Here is a 20,949-nt window from a genome sequence, read left to right as displayed (position 1 = left end):
GATGAACCGATTCCGCCGCGTTCTGATTCGTTGGGAAAAGCTGGCGAAAACCTATCTTGCGTTTCTTCATTTGGCGTGCGCTGTTATTACCTGGCGTGCAATTGGCCTACTGGAATAGGCTCTTAATAGTTGGCCAGGCATGAGTGCCATTAATGCCGGCTCCGCTCCATTCGATGTCATTTTGGAACGCAATCTGCGCGCTGCTATCACCGCCAGAGCTTGTTCCGGGACAATATCGGTGCCCGGTCAGCGAGTTTGTTTTAGAATGCCGAGTCAAACTGCATGTCCGCCCGGCGTAATCGAGCGCCGCGCCCGTCCCCCCTGAATCCTGAAGAAAGCCCGATCAGCCCTATGGCAAGCACACCCGTCTCCAGCCAGCAGCCCGCTTCGTTCGAAGAAGCCATGTCCGAGCTCGAAGAGCTGGTCGCGCGCATGGAAGCCGGCGAACTGCCGTTGGAAGCGTCGGTTGCCGCTTATCGTCGCGGCTCGGAACTGGTGAAGTTCTGCGCTGGCCAGCTCGACCGCATCGACAGCCAGGTCAAGGTGCTCGAAGGCGATTTGCTGAAACCCTTCGCCGACGGCGATGCCGGCGAGGAAGACGAATGAGCCAGCCATTCGACACATGGATGCGCCAGGTGCAGGCCGGCGTCGAGGACACGCTGGCCACGCTGCTGCCGCAGGCGGGCGAGCCGCCGGCGCGGCTGCACGAGGCGATGCGCTATGCGGCGCTCGACGGCGGCAAGCGGGTACGCCCGCTCCTGGTGTACGCCGCCGGCGAACTGCATGACGCCGACCGCGATGCTCTCGCGCGCGCGGCCGCCGCGGTCGAGATGATCCATGCGTATTCGCTGGTGCATGACGACATGCCCTGCATGGATGACGATGCGCTGCGCCGCGGCAAGCCGACGGTGCATGTGAAATATGACGAAGCCACGGCGCTGCTGGTGGGCGACGCGCTGCAGTCGCAGGCTTTCCTGGTGCTGTCGCAAATCGCAGGCGACGCCGTGCGCACCGTGGCCATGCTGCGGCTGCTGGCCGAGGCGTCGGGTTCGGCCGGCATGTGCGGCGGCCAGGCCATCGACCTGGCCAGCGTCGGCATCACGCTGTCGCTGGCCGAGCTGGAACGCATGCACCGGCAGAAGACCGGCGCGCTGCTGCGTGCCTCCGTGCTGCTGGGGGCTTATTGCGGCAAGCTGCCGGACGCGCGGGAAGCCGCGGCGCTCGATGCCTATGCGGCCGCAATCGGCCTGGCGTTCCAGGTGGTCGACGACGTGCTCGACGCGACCGAGGACACCACGACGCTGGGCAAGACTGCCGGCAAGGACGCGGCCGACAACAAGCCCACCTATGTATCGATACTCGGCCTGGAACAATCCCGCGCGCTGGCGCAGAAATTGAGGGAGGAAGCGCATCGCGCGCTGCTTCCATTTGGAGACAGGGCACGAAGGTTGCGCGAACTGGCGGACCTGATCGTGCTGCGGAAAACCTAGCATGGACCTACTCGACAACATCAATGCGCCGTCCGATTTGCGGCGACTCTCGCGCACGCAGTTGAAACCGCTGGCCGACGAGCTGCGCGCCTTCCTGCTCGACTCGGTGTCCAAGACCGGCGGCCACCTGTCGTCGAACCTCGGCACGGTGGAACTGACGATCGCGCTGCACTACGTGTTCAACACGCCGGAAGACCGCATCGTCTGGGACGTCGGCCATCAAACCTATCCGCACAAGATTCTCACCGGCCGGCGCGAGCGCATGCACACGCTGCGCCAGATGAACGGCGTCTCGGGCTTTCCGCGCCGCGACGAAAGCGAGTTCGACACCTTCGGCACCGCGCATTCCTCGACCTCGATCTCGGCCGCGCTGGGCATGGCCCTGGCCGCGAAAACCAAAGGCGAGAACCGCCATGCGGTGGCCGTGATCGGCGACGGCGCGATGACCGCGGGCATGGCCTTCGAGGCGCTGAACAATGCCGGCGTGCATGAAGACATCAACCTGCTGGTGGTCTTGAACGACAACGACATGTCGATTTCGCCGCCGGTCGGCGCGCTGAACCGCTATCTCGCGCGCCTGATGTCGGGCCGCTTCTACGCCGCCGCGCGCAGCGTCGGCAAGTCGGTGCTGCCCGGTCCGATGCTCGAGCTGGCCAAGCGCCTGGAGGAGCATGCCAAGGGCATGGTGATGCCGGCGACGATGTTCGAGGAATTCGGCTTCAACTACATCGGCCCGATCGATGGCCACGACCTCGACGCGCTGGTGCCTACATTGCAGAACCTGCGCAACCTGAAGGGCCCGCAGTTCCTCCACGTGGTCACGAAGAAGGGCCAGGGTTACAAGCTGGCCGAAGCCGACCCGGTGCTGTATCACGGCCCGGGCAAGTTCAATCCGGCCGAAGGCATCAAGCCGGCGACCACGGCGAAAAAGACTTACACGCAAGTCTTCGGCGATTGGCTGTGCGACATGGCGCAGAAGGACGAGCGCCTGATCGGCATCACGCCCGCGATGCGCGAAGGCTCGGGCATGGTGGAATTCGAGCAGCGCTTTCCCGAGCGCTACTACGACGTCGGCATTGCCGAGCAGCACGCGGTGACCTTCGCCGCCGGCATGGCCTGCGAAAACCTGAAGCCGGTGGTGGCGATCTATTCGACCTTCCTGCAACGCGGCTATGACCAATTGATCCACGATGTGGCGCTGCAGAACCTCGACGTCACCTTCGCGCTCGACCGCGCCGGTTTGGTCGGCGCCGACGGCGCAACCCATGCCGGCAATTACGACATGGCCTATCTGCGCTGCATTCCGAACATGGTGATCGCCGCGCCGTCAGATGAGAGCGAATGCCGCAAGCTGCTTTCTACTGCCTATGTCTATCCGGGTCCCGCCGCAGTGCGCTATCCGCGTGGCGCCGGCGTGGGCGCGGTGGTCGACAAGGCGCTTGATACCGTGCCACTGGGCAAGGGCGTCGTGCGCAGGAAGGGCCGCGACGTCGCGATCCTGGCTTTCGGCACCATGGTGGCGCCGTCGCTGGGAGCGGCCGAGGGTATGAATGCCACGGTGGCCGACATGCGCTTCGTCAAGCCGCTCGACACCGAGCTGGTGCTCGAGCTGGCCGCAAGCCACCATCTGATCGTCACGGTGGAAGAGGGCGCGATCATGGGCGGCGCCGGTTCCGCGGTGGCCGAGGCGCTGGCCGCGGCAGGCGTGGTCAAGCCGCTGCTGCAGCTCGGCTTGCCGGACCGCTTCATCGATCATGGCGATGCGCCCACGCTTTTGGCGCAATGCGGACTGGACGCCGCCGGTATTGCCGCGTCGATACGGCAGCGGCTGGGCAAGACGGAGCCGCGGCTGGTAGTGAACAACATCTGATCCCGCTTCGGGAGAAGCGTAAAAGCGGCGCTGCGGCGCCGTTCTCTTTTTGCGCGCCGGAAAGGCAAGGGCATGCGCATAGCTTTGCCGGATTGATGCCGCGCACAGACATGCAATGCGATCGCGGGTCGGGTTACCAACGATGAGCCACGATCCCGCTGCTGATTCAACTGCAAAAATTGTCCGAGACCGCCCGGGGTATGGTGAGCATGCAGCCACCCCAGCCGACAGCAAGCCCACCAGCCCGTATCGAAGGGAGAACATCGATGACCCAGACTAGAGAAGTGCCCGCCGATCTGAAAGCCGTTTTCGAAAGCGACCCCGAACTGTTGCCGCGCATTATGCGCGCCGGCGGCTATCCGTTTCGGCGCATCCTGCTGGCGCAGGCTGCGCGGGATGCCGCGATCCCGATTGCGGAAGAGAAGATCGATGCCTATGCGCTGCTGCTCACCTACCGCGCCAGCATGCTGAGCGAAGCCGACCTCGACCGGATGACCGCAGGCATCAACGACGCGTGCGTGATGGCGCTCCCGGTCACGGTGAAAAACCTGTTCGACGGCATTCCCGAAGCCGCCATCGCGGATATGGAGGACCGGGCCGCCATCCGGCTCTGAGCCCGCGCGGGCTGCACGGCAGCGGTTCAGGCCGAGCGGTCCCGCTCCTTCTCCCACAGCACATCCCCGCCGCCGGCGTAGCGATTCAGCACCCGCGCCAGCACGAACATCAGGTCCGACAGCCGGTTCATGTAATGACGCGGACCCTCGTTGAGCTTTTCCGCCTTGCCCAGCGCGACGATGGCGCGCTCGGCGCGGCGGCACACGGTGCGGCACACATGCGCCTGGGCCGCCGCGCGCGAGCCGGCCGGCAGGATGAAATCGGCCAGCGCCGGTAAATCGGCGTTGTACTTCGCCAGCAGCGCATCGAGCCGCGCCACGTGCGCTTCCCGGATCAACTGATAACCGGGGATGCACAGCTCGCCGCCGAGGTCGAACAGGTCATGCTGAATCGTGACGAGTTCCTCGCGCAGCGGCAGCGGCATGTCCTCGCACAGCAGCAGGCCGATATGGGAATTGGTTTCATCCACATCGCCCATGGCCCCCACCCGCAGATTGTCCTTGTCCACCCTGCTGCCATCGCCCAGTCCGGTGCTGCCGTTGTCCCCGGTGCGGGTCGCGATTTTTGAAAGTCGGTTGCCCATGCTCGTTTGCGGTGATTGATCGTGGCTGGGGAGCATACGGCAAAACGGCGGCGGTCGTGGGCGCTGGGGAAGGCGCGGCATGTCCGGAACGCTTGCATTTGACCGGTTTCGCATTCTGTCGCAATGCAAGCAATCAACTAATAAGCCTTGTGTAATCGCTAAGGCTGATGCAACGGAACAGCGATGCTTGCCACCAATTGCAAGTATCAAAATTCCTTTAAACGAACAATTAGCCCCCGGAGTTGGTCATCATGAGTGACGCAAAAGTTTCTTCGAAGCTACCGACGTTTCCATCCCAGCATACCCCGCCAAACGATTCCAAAACGGCAGACAAAGGTAATGGCCCGTTGGTGTCGGCACGTTCAAGAGCCGATGCAGTGACGGGTGGTATCAAGGCCACCAGACTCATCGACGAAAGCTCAACGACGAGCACTTCCACGCAGCCACGCGTTGTGACATCCGTCCCCAAACTTAAAAACCACTCGCCGGCTTACGGAGCTACGCAGCCAAAGGCTGCGCCGTCTTCTTCATCCGCATCATCGAGTGCGCTATCGACACCTCCGGCACGGACAGGGCCGGAGAGGCTGGACTTCAGCAAACCAGAGACGATAGGCATGGTGGAACGACAGGCGCCGCGAGGAGACATCCATGTCCTCGCAGGGATGATCGAACAGGGCGCTGCGAAATACGTCAGCGCCGACTGCAGGAATATCCTGATGGCCCGCATGGTCTTCGACAGAAGTCTGAAACGCGACGAACGGAGATCCCTCGTCGAGACTTTGCTAGATGCTGGCGCCCATGCGGGCGGCGCTTATGACGGTACACCGCATATCACCGGCGCGGCCTTTCAGGGCAACCTCGATCTGGTCCTTTTGCTCGCCCAGCGCGGCGCCGATATCAATGCGAAGGACTACAAGGGCAATACGGCCTTGATGAACTTCGCACAGCACAGTGACGACGACGAGGGGCAGTTGTGCATCATCAGTCTGCAGCGGCTAGAACTGAATGCCAACATCGTGAATGGAAGAGGGCAGAACGCGCTGCTCATGGCCGCAGAGAAGGGTAATGCGAAGTGCATGCAGACGCTGACACGGCTCGAATCAAAGCTGGGTCAGAAGGATAACAAGCACCAGGGACTGCTGATTTCGGCAGTCTGTAGCAATAAGATCGATGCCGTGCGGGTAGCGCTTGAAGCGAATGTGAAGGTGGATCAGCGCGATAAAAACAACGAAACCGCGCTCTTCCATGCCATTTCGAATCGTGCTCCCGACATCGTGAGTTTGCTCATTGAGAGCGGAGCGGACGTCAACAAGCGCAATCACAAAGGCGAGACGCCGCTATTCATTGCCTGCAAGGTAGGCTGTCCTGACAAGATTATCGAGGCGCTGCTTAATGCAGGCGCTAAACCGGACATATTAGACCGCAAGGGGCGAAGCCCAATCTCCATGGCCAACGCGCAAGACAGTGGTCGTTACAAAGCCCTTTTCGATAAGTTCGAAGGCAAGAGCAGCGATGCGGCAGGACGCGCACGCAACGCCGAGGCGGGGAGACAGCCCGAAAATCAGGACAGGAAGACGCTCTTTGATGCCATTGCGAGCAGCAACTTCCAGCGCGTGTTTGATGCGCTCCAGTACGGCGATCTGGTTATCAACGAACCCGATAGAGAGGGCATCACGCCGCTGATGCATGCCTGCAAGACAAAGTGTTCGGATGAGATCATCAAGCTGCTGCTTAGATTCGGCGCCGACCCGGAGCAGAAGAACCGCAAGGGGCAAAGCGCCATCGATTTTGTTCCCGAAGCGCGGCGGACCGAGTTCGAGCATTTCTTCACTCAGCAATACATCAACTCTCTGTAAGCGGCTGCGCCTCACAGGAATTGCGAGGCCAGCCTACGGCGTCGCGCCGGCCGCCTGTGTGACGGCGGCGCGGCATCGCCGGCGCGCTCATACGCCGCATGGAACCGTTACAAGCGCCATCGCACAGCGCTCCTCCCCCGCAGCGGGTAGAATCCACTACCCCGAGGAGACGCCAAGCATGAATGATTCCGTCCAGATGGCGGCGCTGAAGAAGCCGCTGCCCGATTCCCTGTTAGCCGCGCTGCAATCCCTTTTCGAAGACCGGGTCAGCGTCACTGAGGCGATGCGCATGCATCACGGCCGCGATGAGTCCTCATACGACCCGATGCTGCCCGACGCGGTGGTCTTCGCGCAGACCACCGAAGAAGTCGCCGATGTCGTCAAGCTCTGCGCCGCGCATGAAGTGCCGATCATTCCCTACGGCACCGGCACCTCGCTGGAAGGCCATATCCTGGCCTTGCGCGGTGGCGTGTGCATCGATCTGTCGCAGATGAACCGCGTGCTGTCGGTGCATCCTGAAGACCTGACGGTCACGGTCGAGCCGGGCGTCACGCGCAAGCAACTCAATGCCGAGATCCGCGACACCGGCCTGTTCTTCCCGATCGACCCGGGCGCCGACGCCTCGCTCGGCGGCATGGTCGCCACCCGCGCCTCGGGCACCAACGCCGTGCGTTACGGCACGATGCGCGAAAACACGCTGGCGCTCACTGTCGTCACCGCCGACGGCAGCATCATCCGCACCGGCACCCGCGCGAAGAAATCCTCAGCCGGCTACGACCTGACCCGCCTGTTCGTCGGCAGCGAAGGCACGCTGGGCATCGTCACCGAGATCACGGTGAAGCTGTATCCGCAGCCGGAAGCGGTGTCGGCCGCGGTCTGCTCGTTCCCGAGCGCCGGCGACGCGGTGCGCACGGTGATACAGGCCATACAGATGGGCATACCGCTGGCGCGGGTGGAATTCCTCGATGAAGCCGGCGTGAAGGCGATCAACCGCCACGACAAGCTGTCGCTGCCGGAATCGCCGCTCTTGATGTTCGAGTTCCACGGCAGCGAAGCCGGCGTGAAGGAACAGGCCGAGCTGGTGCAAGAGATCGCCGCCGAACATCATGCGATCGGCTTCGAATGGGCCACGCGGCAGGAAGACCGCTCGCGCCTCTGGGCCGCGCGGCACAATGCCTATTTCGCGCTGCTGCAAATGCGTCCCGGCTCGCGCGCCATTTCCACCGACTGCTGCGTGCCGATCTCGCGCCTTGCCGAATGCATACTCGACACCAAGGCCGACTGCGAGCAGCACGGCCTGGTGCACGCCATCATCGGCCACGTCGGCGACGGCAACTTCCATGTGCAGATGCTGGTCGATCCGAACGATGCCGAAGACATCGCCCGCGCCGAGGGCGTGAATGCGCGCATGGTCGCGCGCGCGCTGGCCATGGACGGCACCTGCACCGGCGAGCATGGCGTGGGCATGCACAAGATGGACTTCCTGGTGCAGGAACACGGCGAGCCGGCCATTGCGGTCATGCGCACGATCAAGCACGCGCTTGACCCGAAGAACATACTGAATCCGGGCAAGATCATTCGCTGGTAACAGAGGCTGTTCCTTCCAGGCACCATAAAGATCGATCATGGCCACACGTCTTCCCCCGGTACATGCGCTGTCCGCTTTCGAAGCGGCGGCGCGCCATCATTCCTTCGCGCTGGCCGCGGAAGAGCTGTGCATCACGCCATCGGCGCTGTCGCACCGCATCCGGCTGCTCGAGGATTACGTCGGCGAGCGGCTGTTCATTCGCGACGGCCGCTCGGTCGGCCTGTCCGAGTTCGGCCGGCGCTATCTCGAAGTGGTGCGCGCCGCGCTGCGCACGCTGTCGGACTTCCCGATGCCGCACCGCAGCGCCTCGGCGCAGCCACGGGTGAAGGTCACACTGCCGCCGACCTTCGCGCGCTACTTGTTCCTGCCGCGACTGTCCGAATTCACCGAGCGCTATCCCGATATCGCGGTCGAGGTGTTCCTGTCGGTGCCGCTGTACGACCTGTCGCTGTCGGAGAGCGATATCGAAGTGCGCTTCGGCGCCGGCAAGTACCCGAACATCGTCACCGAGAAGCTGTTCGAGGAACCCGCCTTCGCGGTGGCGAGTCCGGCCTACCTGGAAAAGGTCGGGCCGCTGCGCCAGCCGTCGGACTTGGCGCGCGCGACGTTGCTGCGCTCCGCGCTCGAGCCCTGGCAGCCGTGGTTCGAAGCCGCCGGCCTCGACTGGCCCGAGCCGTCGGCCGGCCTGCGCGTCGACGACCTCGGCCTGCTGCTGGAGGCAATACGCCTGGGCTACGGCGTCGGCCTTTCCCGCCGCCATTTCGCCGGCGACCTGCTCGCGCGCGGGCAGGTAGTGCGCCTGTTCGACGTACAGATCGCCACGCCGCCGCATGCGTATTACATGGTCTACGAGCGTCAGGTGAAGGACAGGCCGGAAGTGGTGGTGATGCTGGAATGGCTGCGGCTGCTGTTCTCGGGCGCGGCGCCGTGAGGTTATCGAGAACCTCGTTGGGCTGGCAAGCCAGCCCTTTCAAGCCGACGTCAAGTTGTCTTTCAGGCCGTTGGTAGTCCGAGATAAGGTTGGCTGGGCGAAGTAAGGGTATGTTGCAGTTGCAGTTGCAGTTGCAGTTGCAGTTGCAGTTGCAGTTGCAGTTGCAGTTGGTTTTGGCTTTTGTCGTTGCCGTTGCCGTTGCCGTTGCCTTTAACCCCCGTTGATTGCGCCGTGACGGCGATGCCCGGAGCGGGAAAAGGTGCGGCGTCTGTTTGAGCGTAGCGCAGCGTAGCGAGTTTAGCCGCGCCCCGCTCCGGGCATCGCCGTCACGGGAACCCCGCGCAGCGGGGCGCAATCTCCGGGTCGCCTTTTCTTGCCTACTTCTTTTGGCGTCAAAAGAAGTAGGCCGGCTGCCGGGCCGGGACCCGGCTAGGTCGAGGGGGCGCTGAACGTTTTGCGTCACCGGAGTGATGTCGTTGAGGGGGCATGCTCTTGCCTTGGTCGTCGTCGCGTTGATCGAGGCCTGGATTGAAAGGCCCGCCCGATCGAAGTTTCTAGGCCCGATGACCCAATAAGGACATCGCGCTTGGCGACCAAGCCGGGTCCCGGCCCGGCAGCCGGGTCACTTCTTTTGCTTCGCCAAAAGAAGTAACCAAGAAAAGGCGACCCGGAGATCGCGCCCCGCTGCGCGGGGTTCCCGTGTCGCCGAACCCTGAAGCGGGGCGCGGCTAAACTCGCTACGCTGCGCTGCGCTGCGCTGCGCTCAGACAGACGCCGCACCTTATCCGCTTCAGGGCCCGGCGCCACGGCGCGATCAACGGGATTAAAAGCAACGGCAACGGCAACGGCAACGGCAACGGCAACGGCAACGGCAACGGCAACGGCAACGGCAACGGCAACGGCAACGGCAACGGCAACGGCAACAGCCCATCCTCCGGTCTACGATTTTCCGACGCGACATCTCCACCCTGCGCTGCGCCGACATCGCCACAGATCTCCTTCACCGGAAAATTTTTCATCCTTTCCACAAAAGCTTTTCAGCGCGAAACCCCCGCCGGCATAAGACCCGCCATACAAGTTTCGCTACACTGTTGGTCTTTGCCACAAGCTGGACATCGTTCGATGCCGGCCTCCCCAGGACACATTCAATGAATGCCTTGACCGAAGCGGCGTTTTCCCCTGCGCGCCAGCGGGAAGTCGTCGATGCGCTGCGCGCGGTGCTGCCCGCCGGCTCCGTGCTGTTCGACGCCGAAGACACCCGTCCCTATGAATGCGATGGCCTGGCGGCATTCCGCCAGTTGCCGATGGTCGTGGCTCTGCCGGCTTCCGAAGACCAGGTGGTGGCGGCGCTGAAGGTATGCCGCGACCTGAAGGTGCCAATCGTGCCGCGCGGCGCCGGCACCGGCCTGTCTGGCGGCGCGATGCCGATCGCCGAAGGCGTGGTGCTCTCCACCGCGAAGCTCTCGCGCATCCTGAAGATGGACCCGTATTCGCGCACCGCCATCGTCCAGCCCGGCGTGCGCAACCTGGCAATCTCCGAAGCGGCGAACGTCCACAAGCTGTATTACGCGCCGGACCCGTCCTCGCAGATCGCCTGCACCATCGGCGGCAACGTTGCCGAGAATTCCGGCGGCGTGCATTGCCTGAAGTACGGCCTGACAGTGCACAACGTGCTGAAGATCCGCATGGTCACCATCGAGGGCGAGGTCGTCGAGCTCGGCGGCGAGGCGCTCGATGCGCCGGGCCTCGATCTGCTGGCAGCCTTCATCGGTTCCGAAGGCATGCTCGGCGTGGTCACCGAAGTCACGGTGCGGCTGATCCCGAAGCCGCAGCAGGCGCGGGTCATCATGGCGTCCTTCGACGACGTGGTGAAGGGCGGCAATGCGGTGGCCAACATCATCGCCGCCGGCATCATCCCGGCCGGCCTGGAAATGATGGACAAGACCAGCTCGCGCATGGTCGAGCCTTTCGTGCATGCCGGCTATGACACCGATGCCGAAGCGATCCTCTTGTGCGAGTCCGATGGCCTGCCCGATGAAGTCGATGAAGAAATCGAGCGCATGACCGAAGTGTTCCGCGCTTCCGGCGCGACCGCGATCGCGGTGTCGACCAACGAAGCCGAGCGGCTGAAGTTCTGGTCCGGGCGCAAGAACGCTTTCCCGGCCGCTGGCCGCATTTCGCCGGACTACTACTGCATGGACGGCACCATCCCTCGCAAGAACCTGGCGCGGGTGCTGCTGGCGATTGCCGAGATGGAAAAAAAGTACGGCCTGCGCTGCGCCAACGTGTTCCATGCCGGCGACGGCAATCTGCATCCGCTGATCCTGTTCGATGCCAACACCCCGGGTGAATTCCACCGCGCCGAGCAGTTCGGCGCCGAGATCCTCGAGTTCTGCGTCGAGATGGGCGGCACCATCACCGGCGAGCATGGCGTGGGCATGGAGAAGATCAATTCGATGTGCGTGCAGTTCTCGCGCGCCGAGCTCGATGCCTTCCTGGCGCTGAAGTCGGCCTTCGATCCGCTCAGCCTGCTGAACCCGGACAAGGCGATACCGACGCTGCGCCGCTGCGCGGAATACGGCCGCATGCATGTGCGCGCCGGCAAGCTGCCCTTCGCGGACCTGCCGCGTTTCTGATAGAGCCAGGAAAGACAAGAACGACGATGGAACAGGAACTGCAAGATTTCCGCGAGCGCATCCTCGCGGCTACGAAGGACAAGCCGCTGCGCATCCGTGGCGGCGGCACCAAGGACTGGTATGGCCGTGAGCCGCGCGGTGAGCTGCTCGATACCCGTGCGTATCGCGGCGTGGTGTCGTATGAGCCGACCGAACTGGTCATTACGGTGAAGAGCGGCACGCCCCTGACCGAGGTCGAAGCGGTGCTCGCCGCGCAGAACCAGATGCTGGCTTTCGAGCCGCCGCATTTCGGTGAGGGCGCGACCGTCGGCGGCATGGTCGCAGCAGGGCTGTCCGGCCCGAGCCGCCAGGCCGTGGGCGCGGTGCGCGACTTCGTGCTCGGCGCGGTGCTGATGGATGCGAAGGGCGAGGTGCTGCATTTCGGCGGCCAGGTGATGAAGAACGTCGCCGGCTACGATGTGTCGCGCCTGTTGGCCGGATCGATGGGCACGCTCGGGCTGATCCTTGAGGTGTCGCTGAAGGTGCTGCCACGCCCGTTCGAGGAAACCACGTTGCGCTTCGACCTTGCCGAAGGCGACGCCATTCGCAAGCTCAATGAATGGGGCGGCCAGCCACTGCCAATCTCGGCCAGCGTGTGGCATGAGGGCATGCTCGCCGTGCGCCTGTCGGGCGCGGCCGCCGCGCTCAAGGGAGCGCGAAGCCGCATGGGCGGCCAGGAAGCGCATGACGAGAAGCTGTGGCAAGACCTGCGCGAGCAGCGCCATGCCTTCTTCGCCGCGGGCAATGGCCAGCCGCTTTGGCGCCTGTCGGTGCCGACGGTGGCCAAGCCCCTGGGGCTGCCCGGCCAGACCCTGATCGAATGGGGTGGCGCACAGCGCTGGGTCCATGCCGACGCGGCCGATGCCGCAACGATACGCACCAGTGCTGCCAAGGCTGGCGGCCATGCGACGCTGTTTCGCGGTGGCGCGCGCGACGACGTATTTCATCCCCTGCAGCCGGCGGTGGCAACCATACACCGCCGCCTGAAAAACGCTTTCGATCCGGCCGGCATCTTCAATCCGGGCCGGATGCTACAAGACGACTGACATGCAAACCAATCTCGCCGATTTCATCAAGGACACCCCCGAAGGCCAGGAAGCGGATGCGATTCTGCGCGCCTGCGTGCATTGCGGCTTCTGCACTGCGACCTGCCCAACCTATCAATTGCTCGGTGACGAGCTCGATGGCCCGCGCGGCCGCATTTACCTGATGAAGCAGGTCCTGGAAGGCAAGCCCGCCACCCGCAAGACCCAGCTGCATCTGGACCGCTGCCTGACCTGCCGCAATTGCGAAACCACCTGCCCGTCCGGCGTGCAGTACGGCCGCCTGGTCGACATCGGCCGCAAGATCGTCGAGGACCAGGTGCCGCGCGAAGGCGCGGACCGCATGAAGCGCAATGCGCTGAAGGAAGCGCTGCCGCGGCGCTGGCTGTTCTCGCCAGCGATGAAGGCCGGCCAGATGTTGCGCCCGTTCCTGCCGCGCGGCCTGCAGAACAAGGTGCCCGCGCCGCGCCCGGCCGGCGCCTGGCCGCGCCGCAGCCATGCGCGCAAGATGCTGATGCTCGAAGGCTGCGTGCAGCCGTCGATGTCGCCGAACATCAATGCCGCTACCGCGCGCGTGTTCGATGCGCTTGGCGTGCAGATCGTCACCGCTGCTCGCGCCGGCTGCTGCGGCGCGATCCGTCATCACCTGAACGACCACGAGGAAGCGCGCGACGATATGCGCCGCAACATCGATGCCTGGTGGCCTTATGTGGAAGCGGGCGCGGAAGCGATCGTGATGAACGCTTCCGGCTGTGGCGCGATGGTGAAGGAATACGGCCATCTGCTGGCGCAGGATGCGGCCTATGCCGAGAAGGCCCGCCGCATCTCGGAGCTATGCCGTGACCTGTCCGAGCTGCTGCCGGACTTCGAAGCCGAGCTGAAGGGCAAACTTGGCGATGGCATCGACGCAGCGGTGGCCTGGCATCCGCCGTGCACGCTGCAGCATGGACAAAAGATCCGCGGCAAGGTCGAAGGCCTGTTGCGCGCGGTTGGCGTCGATGTGCGGCTGTGCCATGACAGCCACCTGTGCTGCGGCTCGGCCGGCACCTACTCGGTGCTGCATCCGGACCTGTCCTATACGCTGCGCGACCGCAAGCTCTCGAACCTGAAGGACACCGGCGCTGAAAAGATCGTGTCGGCCAACATCGGCTGCATCACGCATCTGCAGTCGGGTTCGGATACGCCGGTCGAACACTGGATCGAGCTGATCGACGACGCATTGATGAAGCGCGCGGCAGCCAGGGCCTGAACCGCGCGCAGTTGAGCTACGCGCCGGCAATCCCATTCAGAATTGCCGGCGCGTGTTCCTATTTACACCTCAACTTCCGACTCGGAAGATTGCGCCTCGTCGTCATCGTTGCCATCGATGACGACTGAAGTCAGTCTGACGCCGGTCCCATCGTCTCCCTCGTTATTCGTTTCCGGTGCGCTGCGCACTGGGGAGTTGGTCCTGCCTTTCAATGACACCGGTGCAAAGCGGGAATTGGTTGAGGTCGGCGTCGGAGAGAGTGCTTCCTCCTCGTCATTTACCTCTTCGACGCGCGGAAGGTCTCCTGCGGAGAGCGATCTCATGGAAGCCTGCGACCGTAGCTTCGCCCGCGTTTCATGGTCCGAGACGATAAAGCGCTCGTTGTCCTCATGGTGCACATAGCTTCCGCAACCGATGAATTCCCGCGCTGGCTGCGTCAGCAAATCGATCATCCCCAACAGGAAGAGATGAAGGGTCGTCCACTCGGTACGGAGCATGAAGTTCGGCATCGCGATCAGAAGCAGATTGGAGACGAGATTCTTCAGCACGATTTCTAGCGTGCTGTCATCCTCCGTATCGATCGTGAACCAGGAAATCTGCGTGATCAGCAGCATGTAGACCAGCAGGCAGCTGTACTTGCCGAGCAGGCCGGCAATGGTATCGAATCGCTTGCCGGGCACTTCGCCAAAGAATTGCTGATCCGTGAAACCCTTCGTCCAACTCGTCTGGAAGCCGGCGCTTGCCTCTTCCCCGAGCCATCCTTTCAAGGTACAGCGCGCTTGCGTATTCAGGATCTGCATTTGCTTGAACTTGAGCTTTTCTTCGATGTCGATATGCCTGTCCATAGTGATGGGCATGGTCTGCTCGGCTTTGAGCAAGGCCACTTCGGCTCGGAGCTTCTTCAGTTTCAGGAGCTGAATTTCTGGCGTCTCGGTGAGTTTTTCCGCGGCCGCGTACTGGTTTTCGGGCAGTGTCTGCCGACACTGCGCCTTGCGCGCCTTCTGTATGAAGTACATCGTCAACGCACCAGCCATCACGCCTGCTAAACAATGCGTTGTTGCATTGAGTGCGCGCCATCCAGGCAGGTTGCGTTGCTCGCGGCTGCGCACGGTCAGGTCCCAAATGATGCCGCGCAGGCCGTAGAGCCCGCTGTAGGAAAAGTACGGAAGGTCATCCGTGCGCAGCTTGGCAAACCAGGCCTTGGTACTGGCGCTCATGCCACCCAGCTCCTGCACATATTGCTTCTGCGTCAGCATGCGATCGCCTCCCTTGGCGGCCGGTCGGTGGATCTTGGGTGCCTTGACCCGGTATCCGCAGCTGCGAACCAGCGCGAATTTGGCGCGCCGTACATAGGCGCGGGCAATCTTCGGATAGATCCCATCCGCCGCTTCGCTTCGCCATGTCGTCATCCTGATCAACGGAATCAGCCGCTCGGACAACATCCAGGTAAATGCATTGAGGCCGAATGATATCCATGGATTGCCGTAGTACTTTGCGAAAAAGGTGCCTATCCCAAAGCAGCCGGTGAATGCAAAGGCTCCGGCCGCGAGATCCCATGCTTCCTTCCTGGTGATCGGCAAGCCGCAGATGCGCTGGTGCGCAAGCTCCAGTTTCGCTGCGCAATAGGCATCGAGCTCGGCCGAGGCCAGCAGCAAGTCGCAGTGTTCATTGAGAAGCGCGACACCGTCCTTGCCGAGCAGTTTGCCCAGCATAGTCTCGACCCTTTCCAGTTCACACAAGGTGTCGTCGGAGGGCATGGTCGAACCATTGGCCTGCAGGCTGCGGCGATGTGCAGCGAGCCATATCGATTGCTGGACGGTCAGGCGCACTAGCTGATCGTCCGACAATTGCTCAAGCGCGCTGGCATCGGCGTGAAACGTATCCGGGCGCAGCCCATCGGCGTGGGCCTGCAGGTGTGCCCGTGTCAGCACGCCTCGACCATCGCTTGAGTCGTAGCCAGCGATGTTAGCGTCATCGGCTTGTTGCATTCCATTGGCAGCGCCGTTCGACAATGCGCCAAGCGTGCCGCGGCCAAAGCCTGAATTGCCTGTTGGTCTCATGATTTACCTATAGCCAAAGCCCATACAGCGGCGTCGGCATGGCTCCTGACGCCGCATGGGCAAATGTACGGATGGAAAACGCCCATACGGACCACCGTCGACAAGGTCAGCAGGCGGGTCGTATGTGACGAAGATATCGGCTGTGGGATGTGCCGCGAACTGTTCAGCCTGGTGTGGCTGAACATGGTGAGTGAATTGTTCCGGATGAGAACGACGGCTATGTAACGATTTTTACATTGTCGTTCCCGAGCTGTGCGGGGAAAGCAGCGCCAAAAGCGCGCACATCATTGCTCTTCTTCACTGGGGCAGCAGCGGAGAATGCGATTGCGCAGTCCGGCCAGCGCGCCAAATGCAACGCGGGCGCCGAACTCCGCTTCCCTTCGAAAGATGAAGCCTGCATAGATTTGTGCGCTTGGCGCGGCGATGCTTGCCGCAGTACGCCATGCCAACGCGCCCGAGGCGATGAAAGGCTTTGCCAGCCCGGCAGCCAGAGCGCCCGGCACCTGGGATGTGAACTTGCCGATGGCAGTGGCAATCGTGTTGAGCCGCTTGCCCGGCGCTTCGACGTCCACGCCGACCGCTTCGCGCTTTTTCTGCCAGAGCGTTTCCAGTTCATAGGAAATCGATGAGAAGCCCCCGGACTTTTGCCGCGCCTTGTACAGCATTGCCAGCACCGCGTCGCGCACCTGCTGCAGGCGCTCCTTGCGCATCGGTTCCTTTTCCTTGGAAATCCTGTCATCGCAGTTATTGCGCAGCGATTCCAGATAGCCGGCGAGCAAATGCCAGGTAGCGCGGGACATCGTCACCGTTTCCTTGCCCGTACCGCGCCAGGCGCGCGTCAACTGTATGGCTTCGGCCGTGAGCGGGCCGGCGACGGTACCGGCCAGCAGCCGGCTGCCAAGGTTGTAGCCCAGGCTCTGGTATAGCGTCGATTCGCCGAGCATGTCGGGCATGCAATTGCGGATGCTATTGGAGATGGCGTAAATACCGTAGGGAATATCGCTGTCGCCCATCTTCGCTACATACAGTGCGCTCAGGCTCGTTCCTTTCCTTTCCAGGTATTCCGCCGCGTTCAGCCTCAGCGTTTTACCGCTGGCGGCATCCGGCCATTCAAACTTTCTGTTGCACTCGAGTGCGCTGGTGCCATCGATCGCTTCGCGCCATGCGCGTGCGCGCAATCGTTCGTATTCGTTGTAGCTTTCCAGCGTTGTATTGCCCCACGAGGTCGCGCGGATCATTGCCAGGAGCGGCTCGCACACGGTCCACGATATGGTCGACACCAGCGGCCCCAGCAGCAGCTCCGCCGCATAGCCGGCCAGGGGCGCACCGGTCAGCGCGGTCAGCGCCGCGCCGGCCGCTGGTCCATACAGTGTTCCAACCACGGTGCCCGGGCCGAAGCAGAGCCAGTAGCCGCCGAGGCCGGAAGCCAGTGTCCATAGATGCTTGGTGACGCGGCCCGCTTCTCCCGGCTTGAGGTAGTAATCCTGCTCGGCATTCCAGGCCTGAACAAAGGCATGCCATTTGGCCATCGTCTCGTTCGTATGCACCGAGTCCAGCAGGATGGCCGGGTCGCTCATTTCGGCGTGACGGTCGAGTCGGGCTTGAATGGATTCCAGCTTCGCCTGCGTCGTTTCGATCTCGTCCCCGAGTGTTGCTATCGCTTTCTTGAGTGCCGTCACTTCCAGAGGGTCGTCATCGACATCCTCCAGCAGAAACTCCCTCGTTCCTTTGCTTGACATGCTCTTCGGGGCTTTGCGCTTGAGTTCCTGTTCCAGGTGCAGCAGGCGCTCTGACAGCGTGTCGAGCTCTTGCGTCGTGCGCGCGAGCTCCTTGCTTGCCTGCTCATTGCCGAAATGGAAAACCGTTTTCAGCTTCTTCAGCCGCTTGATTGACAGCGGATCACGCATGCCCTCAGCGAATGGCGCATGCATGCTCGGGTCCGCGCGCTCCATGTCGATGAGTGGCGTGCGGCTCGGCGTTTTGAACTTGGCCTTGTGATACGGGGAGGTTTTACCGTTGGTTTCATCGGCCCCGCGCTTGCGCGTTTCGGTCGATGAATCCGCATTGGCACGACTCGCATACCCGTCTGGCGATGCGCCGTGGCGCCGTTTGACCGGAGATCCGACTGGAGAAGCATCCACGATCCGCTCCTTACGCCATACCGTTGAAGAACTGCGCACGCTCGCTCACCGCCGCGCCTGCCATGCCACCACCGTCCGCGTCTTCCTGCAGCGACGCCTGGAATGCCTTGGCCTGCTGTGCATAGATGCGGAATGCCGCAGCCAAGGTTTCCGGCTCGATTTTCTCCGGCAGCATGAAATGCACGACGAACAAGCCATGGCCACTGGCCGGATCCAGCGAGTAGACGCCATTGGTCTTGGCGCCGGAAAGCAGGTTCATCACCAGCAGCTGCTCCCAGGCGGAAAGGCGCGATTCTTCGGGAATCGGCCCCATGTCGACATAGCAGTAGAGCACGTCCGGGCTGTCCTGCTCATCGAAGAAAAGCGCGAGATCGATGCCGTCGATCTGTACGCGCCCGCTGGTGCCGAGCGACTCGCAATCGGCCTGGCCGAGGGACTGCGACAACTGTCGGCACAGGTTCTTGAATTCGGTTTCCGTCATCGGTGGTCGGTGGAGAAGCCACGGCCCACCGAAGCGGACGAGCCGGGCAATAACAACAGCGAGGAATATCCTTCGCCCGCCAGACTCGTTGCGTTGCGGGCGAAAAGACGAAATGAAGGCGATCAGACCTGATACGGGACGCATGCAACCGGACCGCATTGCACGCCCAAAATCTGATCGCCAGCCTGAGTAACGCGGGCCTGTGGTCAGTTCCTGGGCGATTCTTCCCGCCGCACCTCAGCTTTCGCTGTCGTCCGCATCGATGAGCCGGGACGGGTTAGCGGCACGGCTTGCGCTTTTGACCATCCGCGTGCGCTCATCGTGATGCGTGTCGTTAAACGGACTGTCTGTCGCCCGGCTATCGGATGAGTTGGATGGCTGGCCGTTTTCGCCGGGGAAGAGATTGCGCCTGGCAGTTGTCCGCGGAACCGTGGTGACATGGTCTTCTGCGCCTTCATCGTCATCGTCGTACGCGTCGTCGTCATCCTCCGCTGCGCAGCAGCAGGCAGCCATGGCGCTGTACATACCCTTGAGCGCGCCGAAGGCCACGCGATATGCGCCTTGCCATTCAAGCCGCGAATTGAAGCCGGGCCAGGCGACCAGCGCGAGCGGCTGCGCGATGTGCCGCAGCACCCGGCCAACCGGATCGATTCGGGCGCCGGTGAGTCGCTGGTAGGGCGCCGCCAGATAGGATATCCCCACGCCGCAGGCCAGGCTGGTGATGCGTCCGGCCATGCTGCACAGCGTATCGAGCCGCTTGCCGGAAATGTCCGGCCCGGTGGCGACCGCGCGGCGCTTGCCTTGCCACATGACGTTCAGGTCGTACCAGAAACCGCTGAGGATGCCAGTCTTGGCCTGGGCGGTCGCCAGCTGCGTCACGAGTTCCTTGCGCTTTTGTTCGAGCAGGTATTTGTCCTTGTGCAGATACTTGCTGCGCGGCGTGGCAGTCTTATTCTTGTTCAGTTCCTTATCGATATCATCGATGTACGAACGCAGAAAGCGCGCTTCCAGCTCCCATACATGCAGGCTTTTCGTGACGACTTCCCGCCCATTGGTGCGGGAAGCGAGCCACCGCCGCAGGCCCTGCGAGATCAGCATCGCGAACGCGCCGGACAACATGCCGGCAACGAACTGCAGGCCAAGGTCCGCGCCCGTGACCTTGCCGTTGTAGACCGGGTTAGGAGGTATGACCCAGATATTGTGCTGCGTATCGTTGTACATCGGCCGCTCCGGGCCGAGCTGGTTGTAGAAGTCCATGCCCATGAATTCGACGACACTGTTCTTGGCGCTGTAGAAAACGGTAAACACGAAGAATGGCATGTCGTCGGTCAGCATCTTGTCCGCCCATTGCACCCAGGCCACCTTGTCGATCCAGTTCAAAAAACCGCATCGATCGGCCTCAGGCGAACAGCCATGTTTCTCGGCCCATTCCGCCCAGTCGTTACCGCGCCGCAGGAACTCATGCGCGCTCACCACTTCCGGCTCTCCGCCATCCGGATCCGGGATGATGAACTTCAGTTTCGGCTCCATGCCTGCGCATTGCCGGAACATGTCTCCGACGTCGCGCGCGCGTACGCGTTGCCGTTGCAGCGCGCCTTCGGCCGACGGGTTGGTCCAGGTCACCGACCGTATCGCTGTCCAGAAGGGTTCGAACAGCGTATGCATTGCTCCGGCGACCGGCGCCACCAGCCAGGGTATGCCCAGGCCGCGGGACAGCATGGTTCCGGTGCCGAAGGGAATGGCATAGGCGCAGGTGCCCGACGCCAGCGTCCAGCCGTATTTGGCCCAGCTCGCCTTCTGCGTGCGCTGGTAATCCTTCCACACGGTGTTGAAGTCATTCTCGGCTTCGCGCGTGTCTTCCGATTTGACCCGGTCCAGGATGGTTCCCGTAACGTCCGGGTCGGCCAGCGTCATGATCGCGGCGACTTCCTGCTGCATGCGGCGTCGGTCGGCCGACAGCTTCACCACCTGATCCGCGTAGAGCTGTGCGTGCAGCGTGTTCGGGCCACCTGTCGACTTGGCCTTGCTCAGTTTCTCCTTCATGTCCTCCAAGGTTTCGGTGGTATCCGCGAGTCTGGTGAACAGCTTGCGCATCACGCGCTCCAGGCGCGGATGGGCTTCCCAATCAATGTCATCGGCGTTGGCCACATGCTGCGCATGAATGGCCTGCAGATTCACCGATGACTCGCTCGTGCTGCTTTCCGAGCCGTCAGGCGGCACCTTTGTGGGTTTTTCCTTCGCCAGGTGTTGGAATTTCGGACGATACGGGCGCCCGGCGCTTGCTTTGCTGGCAGCATCTGCCATGTTTTCTCTCCTCTGTAGTCGTACATGCCGGCGTGTCGTGGAAGTCGGCCGGGTTGGCGCAGG

At 62.7% G+C, this 20,949-nt stretch carries 16 protein-coding genes and 1 pseudogene; 11 read left to right on the top strand and 6 right to left on the bottom strand.

Translation table 11 applies throughout. The annotated features are described in order from the left end of the window. The 5 genes and pseudogenes from JJB74_RS26880 to JJB74_RS26860 form a co-directional block, all read left to right on the top strand. Positions 1–118: pseudogene (locus JJB74_RS26880) on the top strand (IS5/IS1182 family transposase); the annotation flags it as partial. A 233-nt stretch (positions 119–351) separates the two neighbouring features. Then, positions 352–606 carry an exodeoxyribonuclease VII small subunit gene (locus tag JJB74_RS26875; protein ID WP_200597318.1) on the top strand — a complete coding sequence of 85 codons (255 nt, stop codon included), beginning with the start codon at positions 352–354 and terminating at the stop codon, positions 604–606. Further along, positions 603–1,490: a polyprenyl synthetase family protein gene (locus tag JJB74_RS26870; RefSeq protein WP_200597316.1), complete on the top strand. Its 888-nt coding sequence runs from the start codon at positions 603–605 to the stop codon at positions 1,488–1,490. Before JJB74_RS26875 ends, JJB74_RS26870 begins: the two co-directional genes overlap by 4 nt. Position 1,491: 1 nt before the next feature. After that, positions 1,492–3,360 carry a 1-deoxy-D-xylulose-5-phosphate synthase gene (dxs, locus tag JJB74_RS26865; RefSeq protein WP_200597314.1) on the top strand — a complete coding sequence of 623 codons (1,869 nt, stop codon included), beginning with the start codon at positions 1,492–1,494 and terminating at the stop codon, positions 3,358–3,360. Between the two features lie 284 nt (positions 3,361–3,644). After that, a complete protein-coding gene (locus tag JJB74_RS26860) occupies positions 3,645–3,974 on the top strand; it encodes a hypothetical protein (protein WP_200597312.1) in 330 nt (109 codons plus the stop codon). A gap of 26 nt (positions 3,975–4,000) precedes the next feature. On the opposite strand, the gene JJB74_RS26855 is transcribed toward JJB74_RS26860, so the two are convergent. Continuing rightward, positions 4,001–4,558, bottom strand: a complete 558-nt coding sequence (locus JJB74_RS26855; protein ID WP_200597310.1) for a cob(I)yrinic acid a,c-diamide adenosyltransferase — start codon at positions 4,556–4,558, stop codon at positions 4,001–4,003. Positions 4,559–4,809: 251 nt separating this feature from the next. On the opposite strand from JJB74_RS26855, the gene JJB74_RS26850 reads away from it, so the two are divergent. The 3 genes from JJB74_RS26850 (at position 4,810) to JJB74_RS26840 (ending at position 8,933) form a co-directional block, all read left to right on the top strand. Beyond that, a complete protein-coding gene (locus JJB74_RS26850) occupies positions 4,810–6,414 on the top strand; it encodes an ankyrin repeat domain-containing protein (protein WP_200597308.1) in 1,605 nt (534 codons plus the stop codon). Between the two features lie 178 nt (positions 6,415–6,592). Further along, entirely contained in the window at positions 6,593–8,002 is a 1,410-nt protein-coding gene (locus JJB74_RS26845; protein WP_200597306.1) for an FAD-binding oxidoreductase, read from the top strand. 37 nt (positions 8,003–8,039) lie between these two features. Then, complete coding sequence (locus tag JJB74_RS26840; protein ID WP_200597304.1) at positions 8,040–8,933, top strand: LysR substrate-binding domain-containing protein; 894 nt, start codon at positions 8,040–8,042, stop codon at positions 8,931–8,933. A 737-nt stretch (positions 8,934–9,670) separates the two neighbouring features. On the opposite strand, the gene JJB74_RS26835 is transcribed toward JJB74_RS26840, so the two are convergent. Then, entirely contained in the window at positions 9,671–9,952 is a 282-nt protein-coding gene (locus tag JJB74_RS26835) for a hypothetical protein (RefSeq protein ID WP_200597302.1), read from the bottom strand. A gap of 129 nt (positions 9,953–10,081) precedes the next feature. Between JJB74_RS26835 and JJB74_RS26830 the strand changes: the two genes are divergently transcribed. Genes JJB74_RS26830 through glcF form a run of 3 tightly spaced genes read left to right on the top strand, consistent with a single transcriptional unit; the run spans position 10,082 to position 13,900 of the window. Beyond that, complete coding sequence (locus tag JJB74_RS26830; protein ID WP_200597300.1) at positions 10,082–11,569, top strand: FAD-linked oxidase C-terminal domain-containing protein; 1,488 nt, start codon at positions 10,082–10,084, stop codon at positions 11,567–11,569. A 26-nt stretch (positions 11,570–11,595) separates the two neighbouring features. Next, entirely contained in the window at positions 11,596–12,654 is a 1,059-nt protein-coding gene (gene glcE, locus JJB74_RS26825; protein WP_200597298.1) for a glycolate oxidase subunit GlcE, read from the top strand. A gap of 1 nt (position 12,655) precedes the next feature. Further along, positions 12,656–13,900, top strand: a complete 1,245-nt coding sequence (gene glcF, locus JJB74_RS26820; protein ID WP_200597297.1) for a glycolate oxidase subunit GlcF — start codon at positions 12,656–12,658, stop codon at positions 13,898–13,900. A 62-nt stretch (positions 13,901–13,962) separates the two neighbouring features. On the opposite strand, the gene JJB74_RS26815 is transcribed toward glcF, so the two are convergent. The 4 genes from JJB74_RS26815 to JJB74_RS26800 all read right to left on the bottom strand — a co-directional run bounded on the left by JJB74_RS26815 (position 13,963) and on the right by JJB74_RS26800 (position 20,886). Further along, a complete protein-coding gene (locus tag JJB74_RS26815) occupies positions 13,963–15,960 on the bottom strand; it encodes a hypothetical protein (RefSeq protein ID WP_200597295.1) in 1,998 nt (665 codons plus the stop codon). A 284-nt stretch (positions 15,961–16,244) separates the two neighbouring features. Next, a complete protein-coding gene (locus tag JJB74_RS26810) occupies positions 16,245–18,101 on the bottom strand; it encodes a hypothetical protein (RefSeq protein WP_200597293.1) in 1,857 nt (618 codons plus the stop codon). A 10-nt stretch (positions 18,102–18,111) separates the two neighbouring features. After that, on the bottom strand, positions 18,112–18,582 hold the full coding sequence (locus JJB74_RS26805; RefSeq protein ID WP_200597291.1) for a CesT family type III secretion system chaperone: 471 nt from the start codon (positions 18,580–18,582) through the stop codon (positions 18,112–18,114). A 237-nt stretch (positions 18,583–18,819) separates the two neighbouring features. Then, positions 18,820–20,886, bottom strand: coding sequence for a hypothetical protein (locus JJB74_RS26800; RefSeq protein ID WP_200597289.1), 2,067 nt, complete (start codon positions 20,884–20,886; stop codon positions 18,820–18,822). Positions 20,887–20,949 lie beyond the last annotated feature (63 nt).

Origin of the sequence: Noviherbaspirillum pedocola (assembly GCF_016632335.1) — a bacterium.
Lineage (GTDB): Bacteria > Pseudomonadota > Gammaproteobacteria > Burkholderiales > Burkholderiaceae_D > Noviherbaspirillum_A > Noviherbaspirillum_A pedocola.
The sequence above is the reverse complement of the archived record's forward strand: the minus strand, read 5'-3'. Positions and strand labels throughout refer to the sequence as shown.